At 64.0% G+C, this 15160-nt stretch carries 12 protein-coding genes; 11 read left to right on the forward strand and 1 reads right to left on the reverse strand.

What is annotated here, in order from left to right:
* The first annotated feature begins 57 nt into the window (after nt 1-57).
* The 11 genes from AU465_RS02035 to AU465_RS02085 all read left to right on the forward strand — a co-directional run bounded on the left by AU465_RS02035 (nt 58) and on the right by AU465_RS02085 (nt 14266).
* Nucleotides 58-1005 carry a LysR substrate-binding domain-containing protein gene (locus tag AU465_RS02035; RefSeq protein ID WP_192243519.1) on the forward strand — a complete coding sequence of 316 codons (948 nt, stop codon included), beginning with the start codon at nt 58-60 and terminating at the stop codon, nt 1003-1005.
* A gap of 89 nt (nt 1006-1094) precedes the next feature.
* Nucleotides 1095-2129, forward strand: a complete 1035-nt coding sequence (locus tag AU465_RS02040) for an amino acid ABC transporter substrate-binding protein (protein WP_192243521.1) — start codon at nt 1095-1097, stop codon at nt 2127-2129.
* 127 nt (nt 2130-2256) lie between these two features.
* Nucleotides 2257-3420, forward strand: a complete 1164-nt coding sequence (locus AU465_RS02045) for an ABC transporter permease subunit (protein ID WP_192243523.1) — start codon at nt 2257-2259, stop codon at nt 3418-3420.
* A 9-nt stretch (nt 3421-3429) separates the two neighbouring features.
* On the forward strand, nt 3430-4503 hold the full coding sequence (locus AU465_RS02050) for an amino acid ABC transporter permease (protein WP_246505809.1): 1074 nt from the start codon (nt 3430-3432) through the stop codon (nt 4501-4503).
* A gap of 12 nt (nt 4504-4515) precedes the next feature.
* Complete coding sequence (locus tag AU465_RS02055; protein ID WP_192243527.1) at nt 4516-5280, forward strand: amino acid ABC transporter ATP-binding protein; 765 nt, start codon at nt 4516-4518, stop codon at nt 5278-5280.
* A 53-nt stretch (nt 5281-5333) separates the two neighbouring features.
* The gene (locus AU465_RS02060; RefSeq protein WP_192243529.1) at nt 5334-6740 is read left to right on the forward strand and encodes an FAD-binding oxidoreductase; all 1407 of its coding nucleotides are present in this window, start codon (nt 5334-5336) and stop codon (nt 6738-6740) included.
* A 116-nt stretch (nt 6741-6856) separates the two neighbouring features.
* Nucleotides 6857-8527: a thiamine pyrophosphate-binding protein gene (locus tag AU465_RS02065; RefSeq protein WP_192243531.1), complete on the forward strand. Its 1671-nt coding sequence runs from the start codon at nt 6857-6859 to the stop codon at nt 8525-8527.
* The gene (locus AU465_RS02070) at nt 8524-10620 is read left to right on the forward strand and encodes a hydantoinase/oxoprolinase family protein (protein ID WP_192243533.1); all 2097 of its coding nucleotides are present in this window, start codon (nt 8524-8526) and stop codon (nt 10618-10620) included. The genes AU465_RS02065 and AU465_RS02070 overlap by 4 nt, the downstream gene beginning before the upstream one ends.
* The gene (locus AU465_RS02075) at nt 10617-12251 is read left to right on the forward strand and encodes a hydantoinase B/oxoprolinase family protein (protein ID WP_192243535.1); all 1635 of its coding nucleotides are present in this window, start codon (nt 10617-10619) and stop codon (nt 12249-12251) included. The genes AU465_RS02070 and AU465_RS02075 overlap by 4 nt, the downstream gene beginning before the upstream one ends.
* A complete protein-coding gene (locus tag AU465_RS02080) occupies nt 12248-13450 on the forward strand; it encodes a pyridoxal phosphate-dependent aminotransferase (RefSeq protein WP_192243537.1) in 1203 nt (400 codons plus the stop codon). Before AU465_RS02075 ends, AU465_RS02080 begins: the two co-directional genes overlap by 4 nt.
* A gap of 3 nt (nt 13451-13453) precedes the next feature.
* Nucleotides 13454-14266, forward strand: a complete 813-nt coding sequence (locus AU465_RS02085) for an NAD-dependent epimerase/dehydratase family protein (protein WP_192243539.1) — start codon at nt 13454-13456, stop codon at nt 14264-14266.
* A gap of 17 nt (nt 14267-14283) precedes the next feature.
* Here AU465_RS02085 and AU465_RS02090 read toward each other — a convergent pair.
* The coding region (locus AU465_RS02090) for a GlxA family transcriptional regulator (protein ID WP_192243541.1) at nt 14284-15160 on the reverse strand (877 nt) is incomplete at its 5' end.

A 15160-nucleotide genomic window follows, 5' to 3' on the forward strand; every position in this document is an offset into this window, starting at 1 on the left:
TGAAACACAGCAGTGCATGATCAACGGAGTCTCGAACGAAAGGAGGCGGACTTCACCATGACCGGCAAGCTTCGCCTTCCTTCGCTGAATGCGCTTCGGGTCTTCCACGCCGTCGCGCAGCACAAGAGCTTCCGGCAGGCTGCCGATGAGCTCTTGGTGACGCCGCAGGCCGTCGGACAGCAGATCAAGCTCTTGGAAGACACGCTTCAGGTGACGCTGTTCGAGCGCAAGGGCCGGTCGATCGAGCTGACCGAGTCGGCGATCCTTCTCTCGCACTACGTCAAGGCCGGCTTCGACGAGTTTTCGGAAGGCGTTCGCCGCGTCACCAAATCGAACTACCGGGACCGCATCAATCTCAATGCGAGCCCATATTTCGCCACGCACTATCTGCTGCCCAGGCTTTCGCTGTTTCGCGAGATCCTGCCGGGCGCGGACCTTCGCCTGACGACGATGGTCGACCTGCCCGACTTCGGACGCGACGACATCGATATGACGGTGCAGTGGGGTTACGGCAACTGGCCGGACTACGAAACCACGCTGCTGGTGCCGGACCCGAAGATCATCTGCTGCACGCCGGCGATCGGCGAGAAGATCAAGTCGGCGCAGGATCTGACGCGGTTCACGCTACTCGACACGGTCAAGTCGAAGCGCCTGTGGCCGGACATATTGCATCACCTCGGAGTGGAGCTGACGGAGGGCGACCGCAGCGTCAGCTTCGACGACGCGGCGACCATGCGCCGGGCGACCCTGCAAGGCATCGGTGTGGGCCTGGTCTCCGTCATCGACGCCGAGGAGGATTTCCGGTCTGGCACGCTGGTGGCGCCGATCGGCCGCGACGCCATTGCCGATATGAGACCGGAGGAGGTCCCCGGCTTCTACCTTGTCGTCCCGCGCGGGCATCTGCGCGTGAAGGCGGTGGCCGCCCTCCATCGATGGCTGGCTCAGCAGGATTGGCGAAGCGATCTCAAGATTTCCCTGCCGAAACCGACCCCGCTTTCCGACTAGGAGCGGGGCTTCGCGACCGGGCTCCGAAAGGCATCTTGCGGGGCTCCAACAACAAGAAACGGAACAACCTCAACAGTGGAGACAACAACATGAAAATGATGCAATGGGGGGCCGCGGCCCTGGCCGTTGGCCTGGTTCATTTTGCGGCGCCGGCCGAGGCCGCGAGCGGTAAGACGCTCCAAACCGTTAAGGCACGCGGCGTGCTCAACTGCACCGGCCATGACGGCTCTTATCTCGGCTTTGCCGAGGTGGACGACAAGGGCAACTGGAAAGGCATGGACATCGACCTCTGCAAGGCGGTGGCGACCGCCGTGTTCGGCGATCCGGCGAAGCTGAAAGTCGTTCCGATCAGTTGGGCCCAGCGCTGGCCGTCCCTGCAGTCGGGCGATGTCGACATTGTCATCAAGGCCTCGGGCGGCACGCTCAGCCGCGATACCGAGCTGGGCCTGCAGTTCTCGATGTCCTATTATCTCGGCACGACCAAGGTGATGGCGCACAAGGAGCTCAATCTCAAGTCCCTCAAGGACGCCAACGGTGGCTCCATCTGCATTCCGGCTGGAACGACTATCGAGCAGCAGGTTGCCGCCTATGCGCAGAAAGTCGGGATCAAGCTGGAACCGGTCGTCATCGAAAAGACGGAAGAGCTTGAGCAGGCATACTTCTTGGGCCGCTGCGACATGTACGCCCAGTGGGGTCCGACGCTCGCCATCGCGCGTGTCGCCAAGGGCAAGGTCGACGAACACGTGATCCTGCCCGATGTGATCGCGGTCGAGCCCGAAGTGATGATCGTTCGGCAAGGCGACGACAACTGGGTCGACGTTGCCAACTGGACGCTCTCCGCCCTGCTCTTCGCCGAGCAGGAAGGCATCACGTCCAAGAATGTCGACGAGATCAAGGCCAAGCCGACGTCGCCGGCGGTAGCCAAGCTCCTCGGTGCCGCGCCAGGCATGGGCAAGGGTCTCGGACTTCCCGACGACTGGGCCTACAACGTGATCAAGAAGGTCGGCAATTACGGCGAGATCTTCGAGCGCAATCTCGGCAAGGAGTCGCCCTACAAGATGGATCGTGACCTGACCAACCTCTGGAACAATGGCGGCGTCCTGTTCCCGCTGGTGATCGACTGATCCACCTGAGCAGCCAAATCGCACCGTTTGGCGCCGCGGAAATGCGGCTGGAACGGATTTGAACGCACGCCGCCTCCGCCCTGCTCCTGCCGGGCGGAGCCGGCGGCAATTCAGGAAGGATTGGCAGATGGTCAGCCTGCTGAGAAATCAGAAGGCCCGCAACGTTTTGTTGCAGGTTCTCTATGTCGGCTCGCTTGCCGCGCTGGTGCTTGCCGGCGTGATGATCGCGCGGCGCAACCTTGCAGAGCAAGGGATCACTTCGGGATTCGACTTCTTGTATAAATCGACGGGCTGGGATGTGAACTTCTCGCTCCTGCCCGCCACGGCCAATGACCCCTATTGGTGGTTCTTCCTCATCGGGATCATCAACACGCTGTTCCTGGGCAGCGTCGGACTGATCCTGGCAACGGTCGTCGGGACGATCGTCGGTCTGGCGCGGACTTCCTCCAACGAATTGGCGCGACTGCTCGGCCGCACCTATGTCGATATCTTCCGCAACATCCCGCTGATCCTCCAGGTCTTCTTCTGGTACGCGATCATCACGCACCTGCCGACGCCGCGCGCCGCGCACGAAGCCTGGGGCATGCTGCTGACCAGCCGCGGGCTCTACGTCCCTGCTCCCAATGTCGGCGGAGTGGCAATGGCGCTGGCCATCTTGACGGTGATCGCCGCTGTCGTGCTGCCGGTCTGGCTGGGCAGGACATCGCGCCTTAGCCAGCCGATCGGCAAACGGCTCGCCATCCAGCTCGCCGGTATGGCAGCGGCGCTTGCCTGCGCGGTCCTCGTCCTGCTAGTTGCTCGTCTGCCTGACGCACCGCTGCTCGACTTCCCTGCCCTGCAAGGTCTCAACCTGAAGGGCGGCCTGCGCATTCCACCGGAGTTTTCCGCGCTTGCGATCGCCATCGCCATCTATGGCGGGTCGTATATCGCTGAGATCGTGCGTGGCGGCTTCAAGGCCATCGGCAAGGGCCAGGTGGAGGCGGCGCTCTCGATGGGCCTCAGCCCATGGCGGGTCTTCACGCTGGTCAAGCTGCCGCTTGCTCTGCGCGCCATGCTGCCGATCCTCGCCAACCAATATGTCTGGCTGATCAAGGCAACCACGATGGGCATCGCAGTCGGGTTCACCGACTTCTTCATGGTCGTGGCGCTGACCATCAACCACTCGGGCCAGACGCTTGAGGCGATCGGTATCCTGATGGCGGGCTTCCTGACCATCAACCTCAGCCTGGCCGCCGTGTTCAACCGTATCAACAAAGCAATCGCCCTCAAGGGCAATCAACTGAGGGGATGAGAGATGGAGATGGTCATTGTCGCTCCGCCTGCTCCCGGAAGGCTCGAGGATCTGAGACGGCGCTTCTTTGCGACGCCGCTTCAGGCCTTGTTGTCACTGGCCTCCCTAGCGATCATGGTTTTTCTCGCCTGGAACCTGCTCAACTGGGCGATCTTCTCGGCTGTCTTCACGACAAGCGGCGGCCCGGAGGCCTGCCAGGCGGCGGCAGGTGCCTGCTGGTCGGTCATTGCTGCAAGATGGCGGATTATCCTGTTCGGTCTTTATCCTTTCGAGGAGCAGTGGCGCTCGGCGCTGGCCTGCGTGACCGTGGTGGTCATGACGGTGCTGAGCTGCATACCGGCCTTCTGGACCGGACGCCGCATCGCGCTCGTATGGGGGGCCGGAGCAGTCCTCTATTACGTACTGATGAAAGGTGGCGTGCTTGGTCTTACCTATGTCGGCGAGGAAGCCTGGGGCGGACTGGCACTGACCCTTTTCATCTTCGTGACCAGTTGCCTGATCGGCTTCCCGCTGGCGATCTGCCTGGCTTTGATGCGCCGGTCAGAACTGCCCTGGATTTCCCGCACCACCGGTATCATCATCGACGGGGTGCGTTCGCTGCCGCTGATCTCGATCCTCTTTACCTTCGCCATCGTCCTGCCGTTCGCGCTGCCGCAGTGGCTGGCGGGCGACAAGCTCTACCGGGTGATCCTGGGCTCCGCCCTGTTCTTCTCCGCCTACCAGGCAGAGATCGTCAGAGGCGGCATGCAGGGCGTTCCGAACGGACAGGCGGAGGCCGCCATGGCACTTGGCATGAGCTATTGGCAGCGCATTAGCCGCATCCTTCTGCCGCAGGCCATGCGCAACGCGCTGCCGGCCACGATCAACCAGTTCGTGATCTCGTTCAAGGAAACCTCGCTGGTGGTCATCGTCGGCTTCTTCGAGATCCTGGCCTCCGGCAACGCCGCCTACGGAACCGGCGAGTGGCGGTTCGCCTATATCGAAGTCTACGCCTTCATCGCCTTCATCTATTTCGTCTTCGTCTTCAGCCTGTCCCGCTACGGCGCCTTCCTCGAACGGCGCATGTCGGTCGGCGAACGATAGGGAGGCGCGCAAATGATCTCAGGCAATGCGACCGAGTCCGGCGGACCTGCTGTCCGCATCGAAAACCTCGACAAATACTACGGCTCGTTCCACGCGCTGCGGAAGGTGAACCTGTCCGTGGAACGCGGGGAGAGGATCGTCATCTGCGGTCCCTCCGGCTCCGGCAAGTCGACCATGATCCGCTGCATCAACCGGCTCGAACAGCACAATGGCGGCCGCATCACCGTGCTTGGCACCGAGCTCAACGACGATGTCGGCAACATCGACGAGATCAGGCGGGAGGTCGGGATGGTGTTCCAGCACTTCAACCTGTTCCCGCATATGACGGTGCTGGAAAACTGCATGATCGCGCCGATGATCGTGCGCAAACGGCCGCGAACGGAAGCCGAGGCGACCGCCCGGCGCTATCTGGAGAAGGTCCGCATTCCCGAGCAGGCGATGAAGTTTCCCGGCCAGCTCTCCGGCGGCCAGCAGCAGCGGGTGGCGATCGCGCGGGCGCTCTGCATGCAGCCGCAGATCATGCTGTTCGACGAGCCGACCTCGGCGCTCGATCCGGAAATGATCGCGGAGGTGCTGGACGTCATGGTCACGCTTGCCTCCGAAGGCATGACGATGATCTGCGTCACGCACGAGATGGGGTTCGCGCGCCGGGTCGCCGACCGGGTGATCTTCATGGACGGCGGCGAGATCGTCGAGGAGGCGCCGCCGGAGGAGTTCTTCACCTCTTGCCGGAACGAGCGCACGCGGCAATTCCTGTCGCAGGTACTGGGTCATTGAGCCGGGCGACACACCTGTCTATACGCGGCTCGTCGCACATCGCAGGTATCCGAATGGCTGATCCCGTTAGCGCACTGCAGGCAATTCTCGGACCGAAAGGCTGGCTTTCGGGCATTGACGCCGAGCCCTATCAGCGCGACTGGCTCAACCGCTATGGTGTCGCGCCTCTGGGCGTTGCCAGGCCCGCCAACACGGCCGAAGCTGCGGCAGTCGTAAAGGCATGCCGGGAGGCAGGACTTGCCGTTGTGCCGCAAGGCGGAAACACGGGCCTTTGCGGCGGCGCCGTCGCCAATCAATCGAATGCGGTCATCGTCTCGCTTTCGCGCATGGCGGCGATCGGCGAACCGGATCCGGAGAGCGGATCGATTGTCGTCGAGGCTGGCGTCGTGCTCGCCGCCTTGCACGAGGCGCTGGAGCCGCACGGCCTGATGTTTCCGATGCATCTCGGAGCGGAGGGCAGCGCTCGGATCGGCGGCCTGATCGGCACCAATGCGGGCGGCAGCCAGGCTTTCCGATACGGGATGATGCAGGACCTTGTGCTTGGCCTCGAAGTCGTGACCCCGGACGGCGCGGTGTGGGACGGGCTTCGCGCGGTGCAGAAGGACAATGCCGGCTATCAGCTGCGCAAACTTTACTGCGGCGCCGAAGGCACGCTTGGCATCGTGACGCGCGCGCTATTGCGGCTCTATCCCACCCCACGCCAGCAAGCGAGCGCGCTTCTGGTGATGTCCGACTTCGCCGCTGCCGTTTCCTTCGGCGCCTACCTCCGCGGCGAGGCCGGCGAGTTCCTTGCCGGCCTCGAATTCTTCTCCGATGTCGGCCTGGCGCTGGCGCTCAAGCACTTGCCCGATCTCGCCTATCAGTTGGAGACAAGAGGCGATGTCTACCTGCTCGTCGAGCTGGCCTCGGGGTCGACGCGAGTCCCATTGGACGAGATCCTGAATTCGGCGCTGGAATGGGGCATGGAGCAAGGCCTGGTTGTGGATGGCGCGCTGGCCAATTCGGGCGCGCAGCGGGCGCAGTTCTGGCGCCTGCGCGAGGAACAGCCTGAGGGGCAGCGGCTGGAGGGCGAGCAGCTCAAGCACGACATCTCGGTGCCGCCAGGCGCGATCGCGCGTTTCATCGAAGCCGGCGCAAAACTCTGCGACGACATCCTGCCCGGCGTGCGGATCAACCCGTTCGGGCATCTCGGCGACGGCAACATCCACTACAATCTGTCGCCGCCGGAAGGCCGCGCCGATTTCGATGGTAAGGCCGGACAGTTCGCCGAGGCGCTGGCATCGCTCGCCACGGACATGGGCGGCAGCTTCGCAGCAGAGCATGGGCTTGGGCGGGCAAAGATCGCCATGGCTGACCGGAACAGAGGTCCGGTGGAGCGCGAGCTCATGGCGCGGCTGAAAGGCGCCTTCGATCCGCTGGGAACGATGAATCCCGGCGTTCTGGTGCACTCGCCACAGTAAAGAAAAACTTTCGAATAGACCGCATTTCTTGATTTCGCCCCGGTCCACCGGAGTGCAGGTATAGTCCGAAAAGCAGGCTCGGTTCGCCTGCCGCCAGCGTAAGAGGATGTCGAAGCATGGTCCGCAATGGCGGTCGCCTTCTTGTCGAGTGCCTGATCGCCCTCGGAGCGAGCAAGAGCTTCGGCGTTCCCGGCGAGAGCTATCTGGCCGTCCTCGATGCGCTGCACGACACGCACGGCAGGCTGGATTATGTGCTTTGCCGCAACGAAGGCGGCGCGGCGTTCATGGCCTCGGCCTACGGCAAGCTGACGGGCTCACCGGGCATCTGCTTCGTCACGCGCGGCCCTGGCGTGACCAATGCCAGCATCGGCGTCCACACGGCCATGCAGGACAGTTCGCCGATGATCCTGTTCGTCGGCCAGGTCGGCACCGACATGAAGGGGCGCGAAGCGTTCCAGGAGATCGACTACCGGGCGGTGTATGGGACTGTCGCCAAATGGGCGGTCGAGATCGATGACGTTTCGCGGCTACCCGAGATCGTGGCGCGTGCCTGGACCACCGCCTTGACCGGGCGGCCCGGTCCCGTCGTGGTCGCGCTGCCCGAAGACATGCTGACGACCGCGACCGAGGCGGGACCGCTCAGTGGTCCGGCAGCGATTTTCGAAGCCGCCCCGGCGCAGGATGCGATTAATTCGGCGTTCAAGATGCTGGCGGCAGCCGAAAAGCCGGTCCTTCTCATGGGCGGCGCCAATTGGACGGCGGACGGACGTGCTGCGCTCCAGGCTTTTGCCGAAGCCTCCGACATCCCCGTCGTCGCCGCCTTCCGCTACCAGGACCAGTTCGACAACCATTCGCCGGTCTTCGTCGGCGAGGCCGGCGTCGGCATGGTGCCGCACGTGAAAAACCTGATCCGCGACGCCGACGTGATCCTGGCCGTCAATGTCCGCTTCGGCGAGATGACGACGGACGGCTACACGTTGCTGGAAGTTCCCGTGCCGCACCAGAAGCTGATCCACGTGCACGGCTCCGATCGCGAGATCGGCAAGATCTATGTGCCCACGATCGGCATCCATGCCGGCCCGAACGCCTTCGCCAAGGCGCTTACCCCGGTCAAGGGCGCCTGGGCCGATTGGCGCGTGGCGGCGCGCAAGGCCTATGAGGGGACCTTCACTGCGCCCGTGCAGCCCGGCCCCGTCGATATGGTCGCGGTCAGCGCCTGGCTGCGTGAAACCCTTCCGGCCGATGTCATCCTCACCAATGGCGCCGGCAATTTCACGGTATGGCCGAACAAGTTCTTCAAGTTCGGGCCGAAAGCGCGGCTGCTTGCTCCACAATCGGGCGCCATGGGCTACGGCCTGCCGGCGGCGATCGCTGCGAAGGTCGCTTTTCCGGAACGCACGGTCGTCTGCTTTGCCGGCGACGGCGACTTCCAGATGAACTGCCAGGAGCTTGGCACCGCCATGCAGGCCGGCGCGCAGCCGATCGTGCTCATCATCAACAACGGCATCTACGGCACGATCCGCGCGCATCAGGAGCGCAACTATCCGGCCCGCGTTTCCGGAACCTCGCTCGAGAACCCTGACTTCGTGACGTTGGCAAAGGCCTACGGCTTCCATGCCGAGCGGGTCGAATCCACGCAGGATTTCGCGCTGGCGTTCGAGCGGGCGCTGAAGTCCGCGTCCGGCGCCGTCCTCGACATCGCCGTCTCGCCCGAAGCGCTCACGCCCCGGCAGACTCTTTCCCAGATGCGCGACGCAGCACTCGCTTCCCAGAAGGCCAAGGCATGACCTCCAGAACTGACGACATCCGTCTCGGCGCGGACATCGGCGGCACCTTCACCGACATCGCCCTCGACGTCAGGGGGGCGATGTTCTCCACCAAGGTGCTGACCAACTACGCGGCGCCCGAGCAGGCGATCCTCGACGGCATCGCCGTCGTCATCCGCGATGCCGGCATCTCGTCCGCCGAAATCGGCATGATCATCCACGGTACCACGCTCGCCACCAACGCGCTCATCGAGCGGCGCGGCGCGAAGACCGCGCTGGTCACGACGGAAGGATTCCGCGACGTGATCGAGATGCGGACCGAAAACCGCTTCGAGCAGTACGACCTCAGCCTGCAATTGCCGACGCCGCTGATTCCGCGCGAGGATCGCTTCACGGTCAGGGGCCGCATCGGCGCCGAAGGCCAGGAATTGCAGCCGCTCGACGAAGCTGCCCTGGAGGATATTGCTGACCGGATCGCCGCCGGCGGCTTCGGCTCGGTGGCGATCGGCTTCATCCACGCTTACGCCAATCCGGACCACGAACGCCGGGCCCGCGAGATCCTTTCCAGAAAGCTCAGTATCCCGATTTCGATCAGCGCGGAAGTCTCGCCGCAGATGCGCGAGTTCGAGCGCTTCAATACGGTCTGCGCCAACGCCTATGTGCGGCCGCAGATGGCCGACTATCTCGCCCGTCTCCAGACGCGCCTGAAGGACATGGGCGCCGACTGTCCGGTCTTCATGATCCATTCCGGCGGCGGGCTGATCTCGGTGGAGACCGCGTCGGAATTCCCTGTCCGGCTGGTCGAATCCGGTCCAGCCGGCGGCGCCATCTTCGCCGCCGACATCGCCAGGCGCTTCGGCCTGGAAAAGGTCGTCTCCTACGACATGGGCGGCACCACCGCCAAGATCTGCCTGATCGAGGACTACGCGCCGCGCACGGCGAGAACCTTCGAAGTGGCGCGCACCTATCGCTTCTCCAAAGGCTCCGGCATGCCGATCTCCATTCCCGTGATCGAGATGATCGAGATCGGCGCGGGCGGCGGCTCCATCGCCTGGGTCGATGCCATGGGCCGCATCCAGACTGGGCCTGAGAGTGCCGGATCCGAACCCGGTCCGGCCTGCTACGGTCGCGGTGGCAAGCGTCCGGCGATCACCGACGCCGACCTCGTGCTCGGCAAGCTCGACCCCGACAATTTCGCCGGCGGCGCGATCAGGCTCGATACCTCGGCCTCCGAACAGGCCATCATGCGCGACGTCGGCGAGCGCTTGTCGCTCAATGCCATGTCGACGGCCTTCGGCATCTGCGAGGTGGTGGACGAGAACATGGCCAATGCCGCCCGCGTCCATGCCGTCGAGAACGGCAAGAACATTTCCGACAATCTGATGATCGCCTTTGGCGGCGCCGCACCGCTTCACGCGGCAAGGCTCTGCGAGAAGCTCGGCATCGACCAATGCATCGTGCCGCGGGGCGCCGGCGTCGGATCGGCGATCGGCTTCCTCAAGGCGCCGTTCGGCTACGAGGCGCTGGCGTCGAAGCTGACGCGGCTGTCGCGGTTCAAGCCGGCCGAGGTCAACGCCCTGCTCGCCGAGCTCAAGGCCTCCGCCGAGGGTTTTGTGCGCACCGGCGCCAGCGGCAGGATCGTCTGCGAGATCACCGCCTTCATGCGCTATGCCGGCCAGGGCTGGGAAATCCCCGTGCCGCTGGCGGACGAGCCGTTCGGCGACGATGCCGTCGCAAAGCTCAAGGCGCTGTTCGAGGAGAATTACCAGCGCTTCTTCGGCCGCGCCATCGAAGGGCTCGACGGGCTGGAGATCGAGATCGTCACCTGGTCGGTCAAGGCGACGGATATTCGGCCGGCAGTTGCGAGACACGAACTCACCGCCGGCAGGAAGTCGAGCGAGCCGACAACGACGCGCTCGGTTTTCGATCCGGTCAGCGGCGCGCAGCGCAGCTACGGCATCATCGAGCGCGACACGCTCTGCGCCGGCGATCGGGTGTCCGGCCCGGCGGTCATCGTCGAGCGTGAAACCTCCACCGTCATCACTACGAGTTTCGACGCCGTCATCCAGAGCGACGGCGCAATCCTTCTGATCCGCAAAGGCAGCCAGGCATGAGCGACCCAGGCAAGAACAACATCGCCGAAATCCGCATGCAGGTCATGTGGAACCGGCTGATCTCTGTGGTCGAGGAGCAGGCGCTCACCCTCCTGCGCACCGCCTTCTCGACCTCGGTGCGCGAATCCGGCGACCTCTCGGCCGGCGTGTTCGATCCGCGCGGCCAGATGCTGGCGCAGGCGGTGACCGGCACGCCAGGCCATGTCAACACAATGGCTGAAGCCGTGCTGCACTTCATGAACGAAATCTCGCGCGAGAACATGTTCGAGGGCGACACCTATGTCACCAACGATCCCTGGCAGGGCACCGGCCATCTGCACGACATCACCATGGTGTCGCCGTCCTTCCTGAACGGCGAGTTGATCGCCTTCTTCGCCTGCACGGCGCATGTCGTCGATGTCGGCGGGCGCGGCTTCGGCGCCGACGGCAAGTCGGTCTATGAGGAAGGTATCCAGATCCCGATCATGAAGTTCGCGGAAAAGGGCAAGGTCAATCTCGACCTCGTCAGGATCCTGCGCGCCAATGTGCGCGAGCCGAACCAGGTCGTCGGCGACTTCTATTCGCTCGCCGCCTGCAACGAAGTCGGCCACCGCCGCCTCGTCGACATGATGAAGGAGATCGGGCTCACCTCGCTCGACGGTCTCGGCGAGTTCATCTTCTCGCGCACGCGCGACGCCATGCTCGAACGCATCGAGGCGCTGCCGAAAGGAAGCTGGTCGAACGAACTGGTGACCGACGGCTACGACGAGCCGGTGAAGCTCGCCGCGACCGTTTCGGTCCGTGACGATCATGTCGAGGTCGATTTCACCGGCACCGATCCGATGAGCCGCTGGGGCATCAACTGCCCGATCATCTACAGCAAGGCCTATGCCTGCTATGCGCTCAAATGCATGGTGGCGCCCGACATCCCGAACAATGCCGCCTCCCTCGCCTTCTTCACCGTGTCGTCGCCGGTCAACATCCTGAATGCGGTGCGGCCGGCGCCGGTGGCGCTCCGGCACATCTTCGGCCACATGGTTCCCGATCTGGTGCTGGGGGCGTTCGCCAAGGCGTTGCCGGGAAAAATCCTCGCCGAAGGCGCTGGCGCGCTGTGGAACATCCACATCTCCGCGCGCCCGGTCGCCGGCACATCCGGTCGGCGCGCCGAAGTGCTGATGTTCAACTCCGGCGGCATGGGCGCGCGTCCCGATCTCGACGGGTTGTCGGCGACGGCCTTCCCGTCAGGCGTGCACACCATGCCGATCGAGGCGACGGAGCATACCGGTCCGATCGTCATCTGGCGCAAGGAGTTGCGCCCGAACTCGGGTGGCGACGGCGAATTCCGCGGCGGCCTCGGGCAGATCATCGAGATCGCCGCGACCGACGGCCACGAGTTCGACTTCTCGGCCATGTTCGACCGCGTCAACCATCCGCCGCGCGGGCGCAATGGCGGCAAGCCCGGCGTCGCGGGCGTGGTCAAGTTGGACGACGGCACAAAGATGCGCCCCAAGGGTTGGCAGCATGTGCCGGCTGGGCGCAGGCTGATCCTGGAACTGCCGGGTGGCGGCGGCTATGGCGATCCGGCCAAGCGCAGTGTCGCCGCGCGGGTCAATGACCGATCCAAGGGATACGTCTCGGAGAACGACCGATGAGTTATGTTGCCTCGCGCCTGTCGGTGGTGAAGCCTTCGGCCTCGATGGCGGCCTCGCAGGCCGCAAAGGCGCTGCGCGCCAAGGGTGTCGATGTGATCGACCTCGGGCTGGGCGAGCCTGATTTCCCGACCCCGCTGCACATCATCGATGCCGCGCATTTCGCGGCCAAGGCTGGGCAGACCCTCTACACCGCCGCCGCCGGCACTGCCGAGGTGCGCGAAGCGGTTGCCGGCAAGTTCCGCCGGGAGAACGGGCTGGACTACACGGCCGACGATATCGTCGTCGCCAACGGCGCCAAGCAGATCATCTTCAACGCGCTGATGGCAACGCTGGAGCCAGGCGACGAGGCGATCCTGCCGGCGCCCTATTTCGTCTCTTATCCGGAAATGGTGAAGCTGCTCGGCGGCACGCCTGTCGTCGTCGAATGCCCGGAGACCACCGGCTTCCGGCTGACGCCCGCGCTGCTGGAAAAGGCAATCACACCAAAGACAAAGTGGCTTTTCCTCAACATGCCTGGCAACCCCTCCGGCGCGGTCTATTCGCAATCCGATCTCCAGGCGTTGGGCGCGGTGCTGGCAAAGCACCCGCAGGTGCTTGTCCTCTCCGACGAGATCTACGAGCACATCCTGTTCGACGGGCGCGAATTCGTGTCCTTCGGCAAGGCCTGCCCGGAACTCAAGGACCGCACCCTGATCGTCAACGGCGTGTCGAAATCCTATGCGATGACCGGCTGGCGGGTCGGCTATGCTGCCGGCCCCGCGCCGCTCGTCAAGGCGATGTCGACGATCCAGAGCCAATCCTGCACGTCCGTGTGCTCGATCGCGCAGGCCGCGACGGTCGCCGCGCTCAACGGCCCGCAGGACGAGGTCGCGCGTTTCCGCCAGGCCTTCGAGGCGCGCCGCGACCTGGTCGTGGACGGCATCCGGAAGATCAACGGGCTGACGCTGTCGCCGCCGGAAGGCGCCTTCTATGCCTATATCGGCTGCGCCAGCCTGATCGGCCGCAAGACACCGAAGGGCATCGTCCTGGAGGACGATGCCACTGTGGCGAACTATCTTCTCAACGAAGGCCGGGTGGCGTCGGTGCCGGGCGTCGCCTATGGACTGTCACCCTATTTCCGCATCTCGACGGCGACCAGCGAAGAGGTGCTGACCGAGGCGATCTCGCGGATCAATGCCGCCGTCGCACAAGTGGAGTAGAGAATGCCGCACTACGAACGTATCCTGATCACCGGCGCCGCCGGCCGGCTCGGCTCGCAACTGCGCAAGGGGCTGGTGCCGCTGGCAAGCAAGATCCGCCTGGCGGGGCGCGAACCATTCGGCGATCTTGCCCCTCACGAGGAAGAAGCGGTCTTCGACCTCGCCGACATGGAGGCGACGATCGCCGCCACCAAGGACTGCGATGCGATCGTGCATTTCGGCGGCGCGCCGCTCGAATGCGAGTGGCAGACCATCCTCGATTCCAGCATCCGCGGCTCGTACCACATCTACGAAGGCGCCAGGAAACACGGCGTGAAGCGCGTCATCTATGCATCCTCGGTGCATGCCATTGGCTATCACGAGATCGAGGCGCATATCGGCGTCGACGCGCCGGTGCGCCCCGACAGCCTCTATGGCGTGTCGAAGAATTTCGTCGAAAGCCTCAGCCGGCTCTACTGGGACAAGTTCGGCATCGAGACGGTTTGCCTGCGCATCTTCTCGTCCTTCCCCGAGCCGGCCGACCGCCGCATGCTCTGGTCATACCTCTCCTTCGCCGACTGTGTGCGCCTGGTCGAGGCGTCGCTGACGGCGGCGCGCGTCGGCCACACGATCTCGTTCGGCATTTCCGACAACAAGCTGAAGATGGTCGACAACAGAGGCGCCGACCATCTCGGGTTCATCCCACAGGACAGCGCCGAACCGTTCCGCGCCACAATCGAGGCGAAGACGCCGGTTCCCGATCCGAAAAGACCGTCGGTGAAGTATCTCGGCGGCTGGTTCTGCGAGCTCGGCCATCCGGACGATAAGCCTGCATAAGCTTTCCGGCCGGCATTTCAGTTTGAAATTGCCGACCTGACCTTGCTGGGTGGCAGGCCGAACGTCTCGCGAAACGCCCTGGAGAAATGCGAGGCGTTCTCGAATCCGACTTCGATCGCGATATCAAGCATCGGCGTGCTGGTTTCGAGGAGCAGCTGCTTTGCCCGTTCAAGGCGCAGTCGTTTGTAGATGAGGGCTGGAGAGCTTTTCGTTTTCTCCATGAACAAGCGCTCGAGCTGCCGTCGCGACAGACCAACCGAGGCAGCGATCTCGGAAATCGACAGCGTATTCTCGATATTGCTCTCCATCGTGATCAGCGCCGCCTGGAGCCGCGGATCGTCGCATTCGATGGCAAGCGGCCTGCGCGGCTGGATGTGCAAAGCCGAGCGTGCCTTGTCGATCTGCAGCACTTCGAGCGCGTTTCGCTCGGCACGTTCGCTGATGTGGCGTCTCACGATCGACGCCGCCATGTCGGCAGCGCTGCTGCCGCCGGCGCATGATCCCCTCGTCCGATCGAGATTGAAAATACGGTCGGCCCTGACTTCGTGATCCGGGAAACGCTGGCGGAACGCCTGGTAATGCAGCCAGCTGACGCAGGTCCGGTGATATTTCATCAGGCCGGCGTCCGCGAGGATGAAAGTACCTGTGCAAACGCCGATCAACGGAACCTTGGCTGCCGCGGCTTTCCTGAGATAGCGGACGGTTTCGTCATCGACCGGGAACTCATTGTTCAGCAGGCCGCCGACGATGACGATGTAGTCGAACAGGCCGGGATCCACGAAATCCGATGTCGGCGCGACCTGCACGCCGCAGCTGGCGGTGATCAGATGTCTGGTGCTCGCCGATATCGTTGAAAAAATCGGCCGCGTCTCGGCCACGACATCGACTGATGTT

Origin of the sequence: Mesorhizobium silamurunense, assembly GCF_014843905.1 — a bacterium.
GTDB lineage: Bacteria > Pseudomonadota > Alphaproteobacteria > Rhizobiales > Rhizobiaceae > Mesorhizobium > Mesorhizobium silamurunense.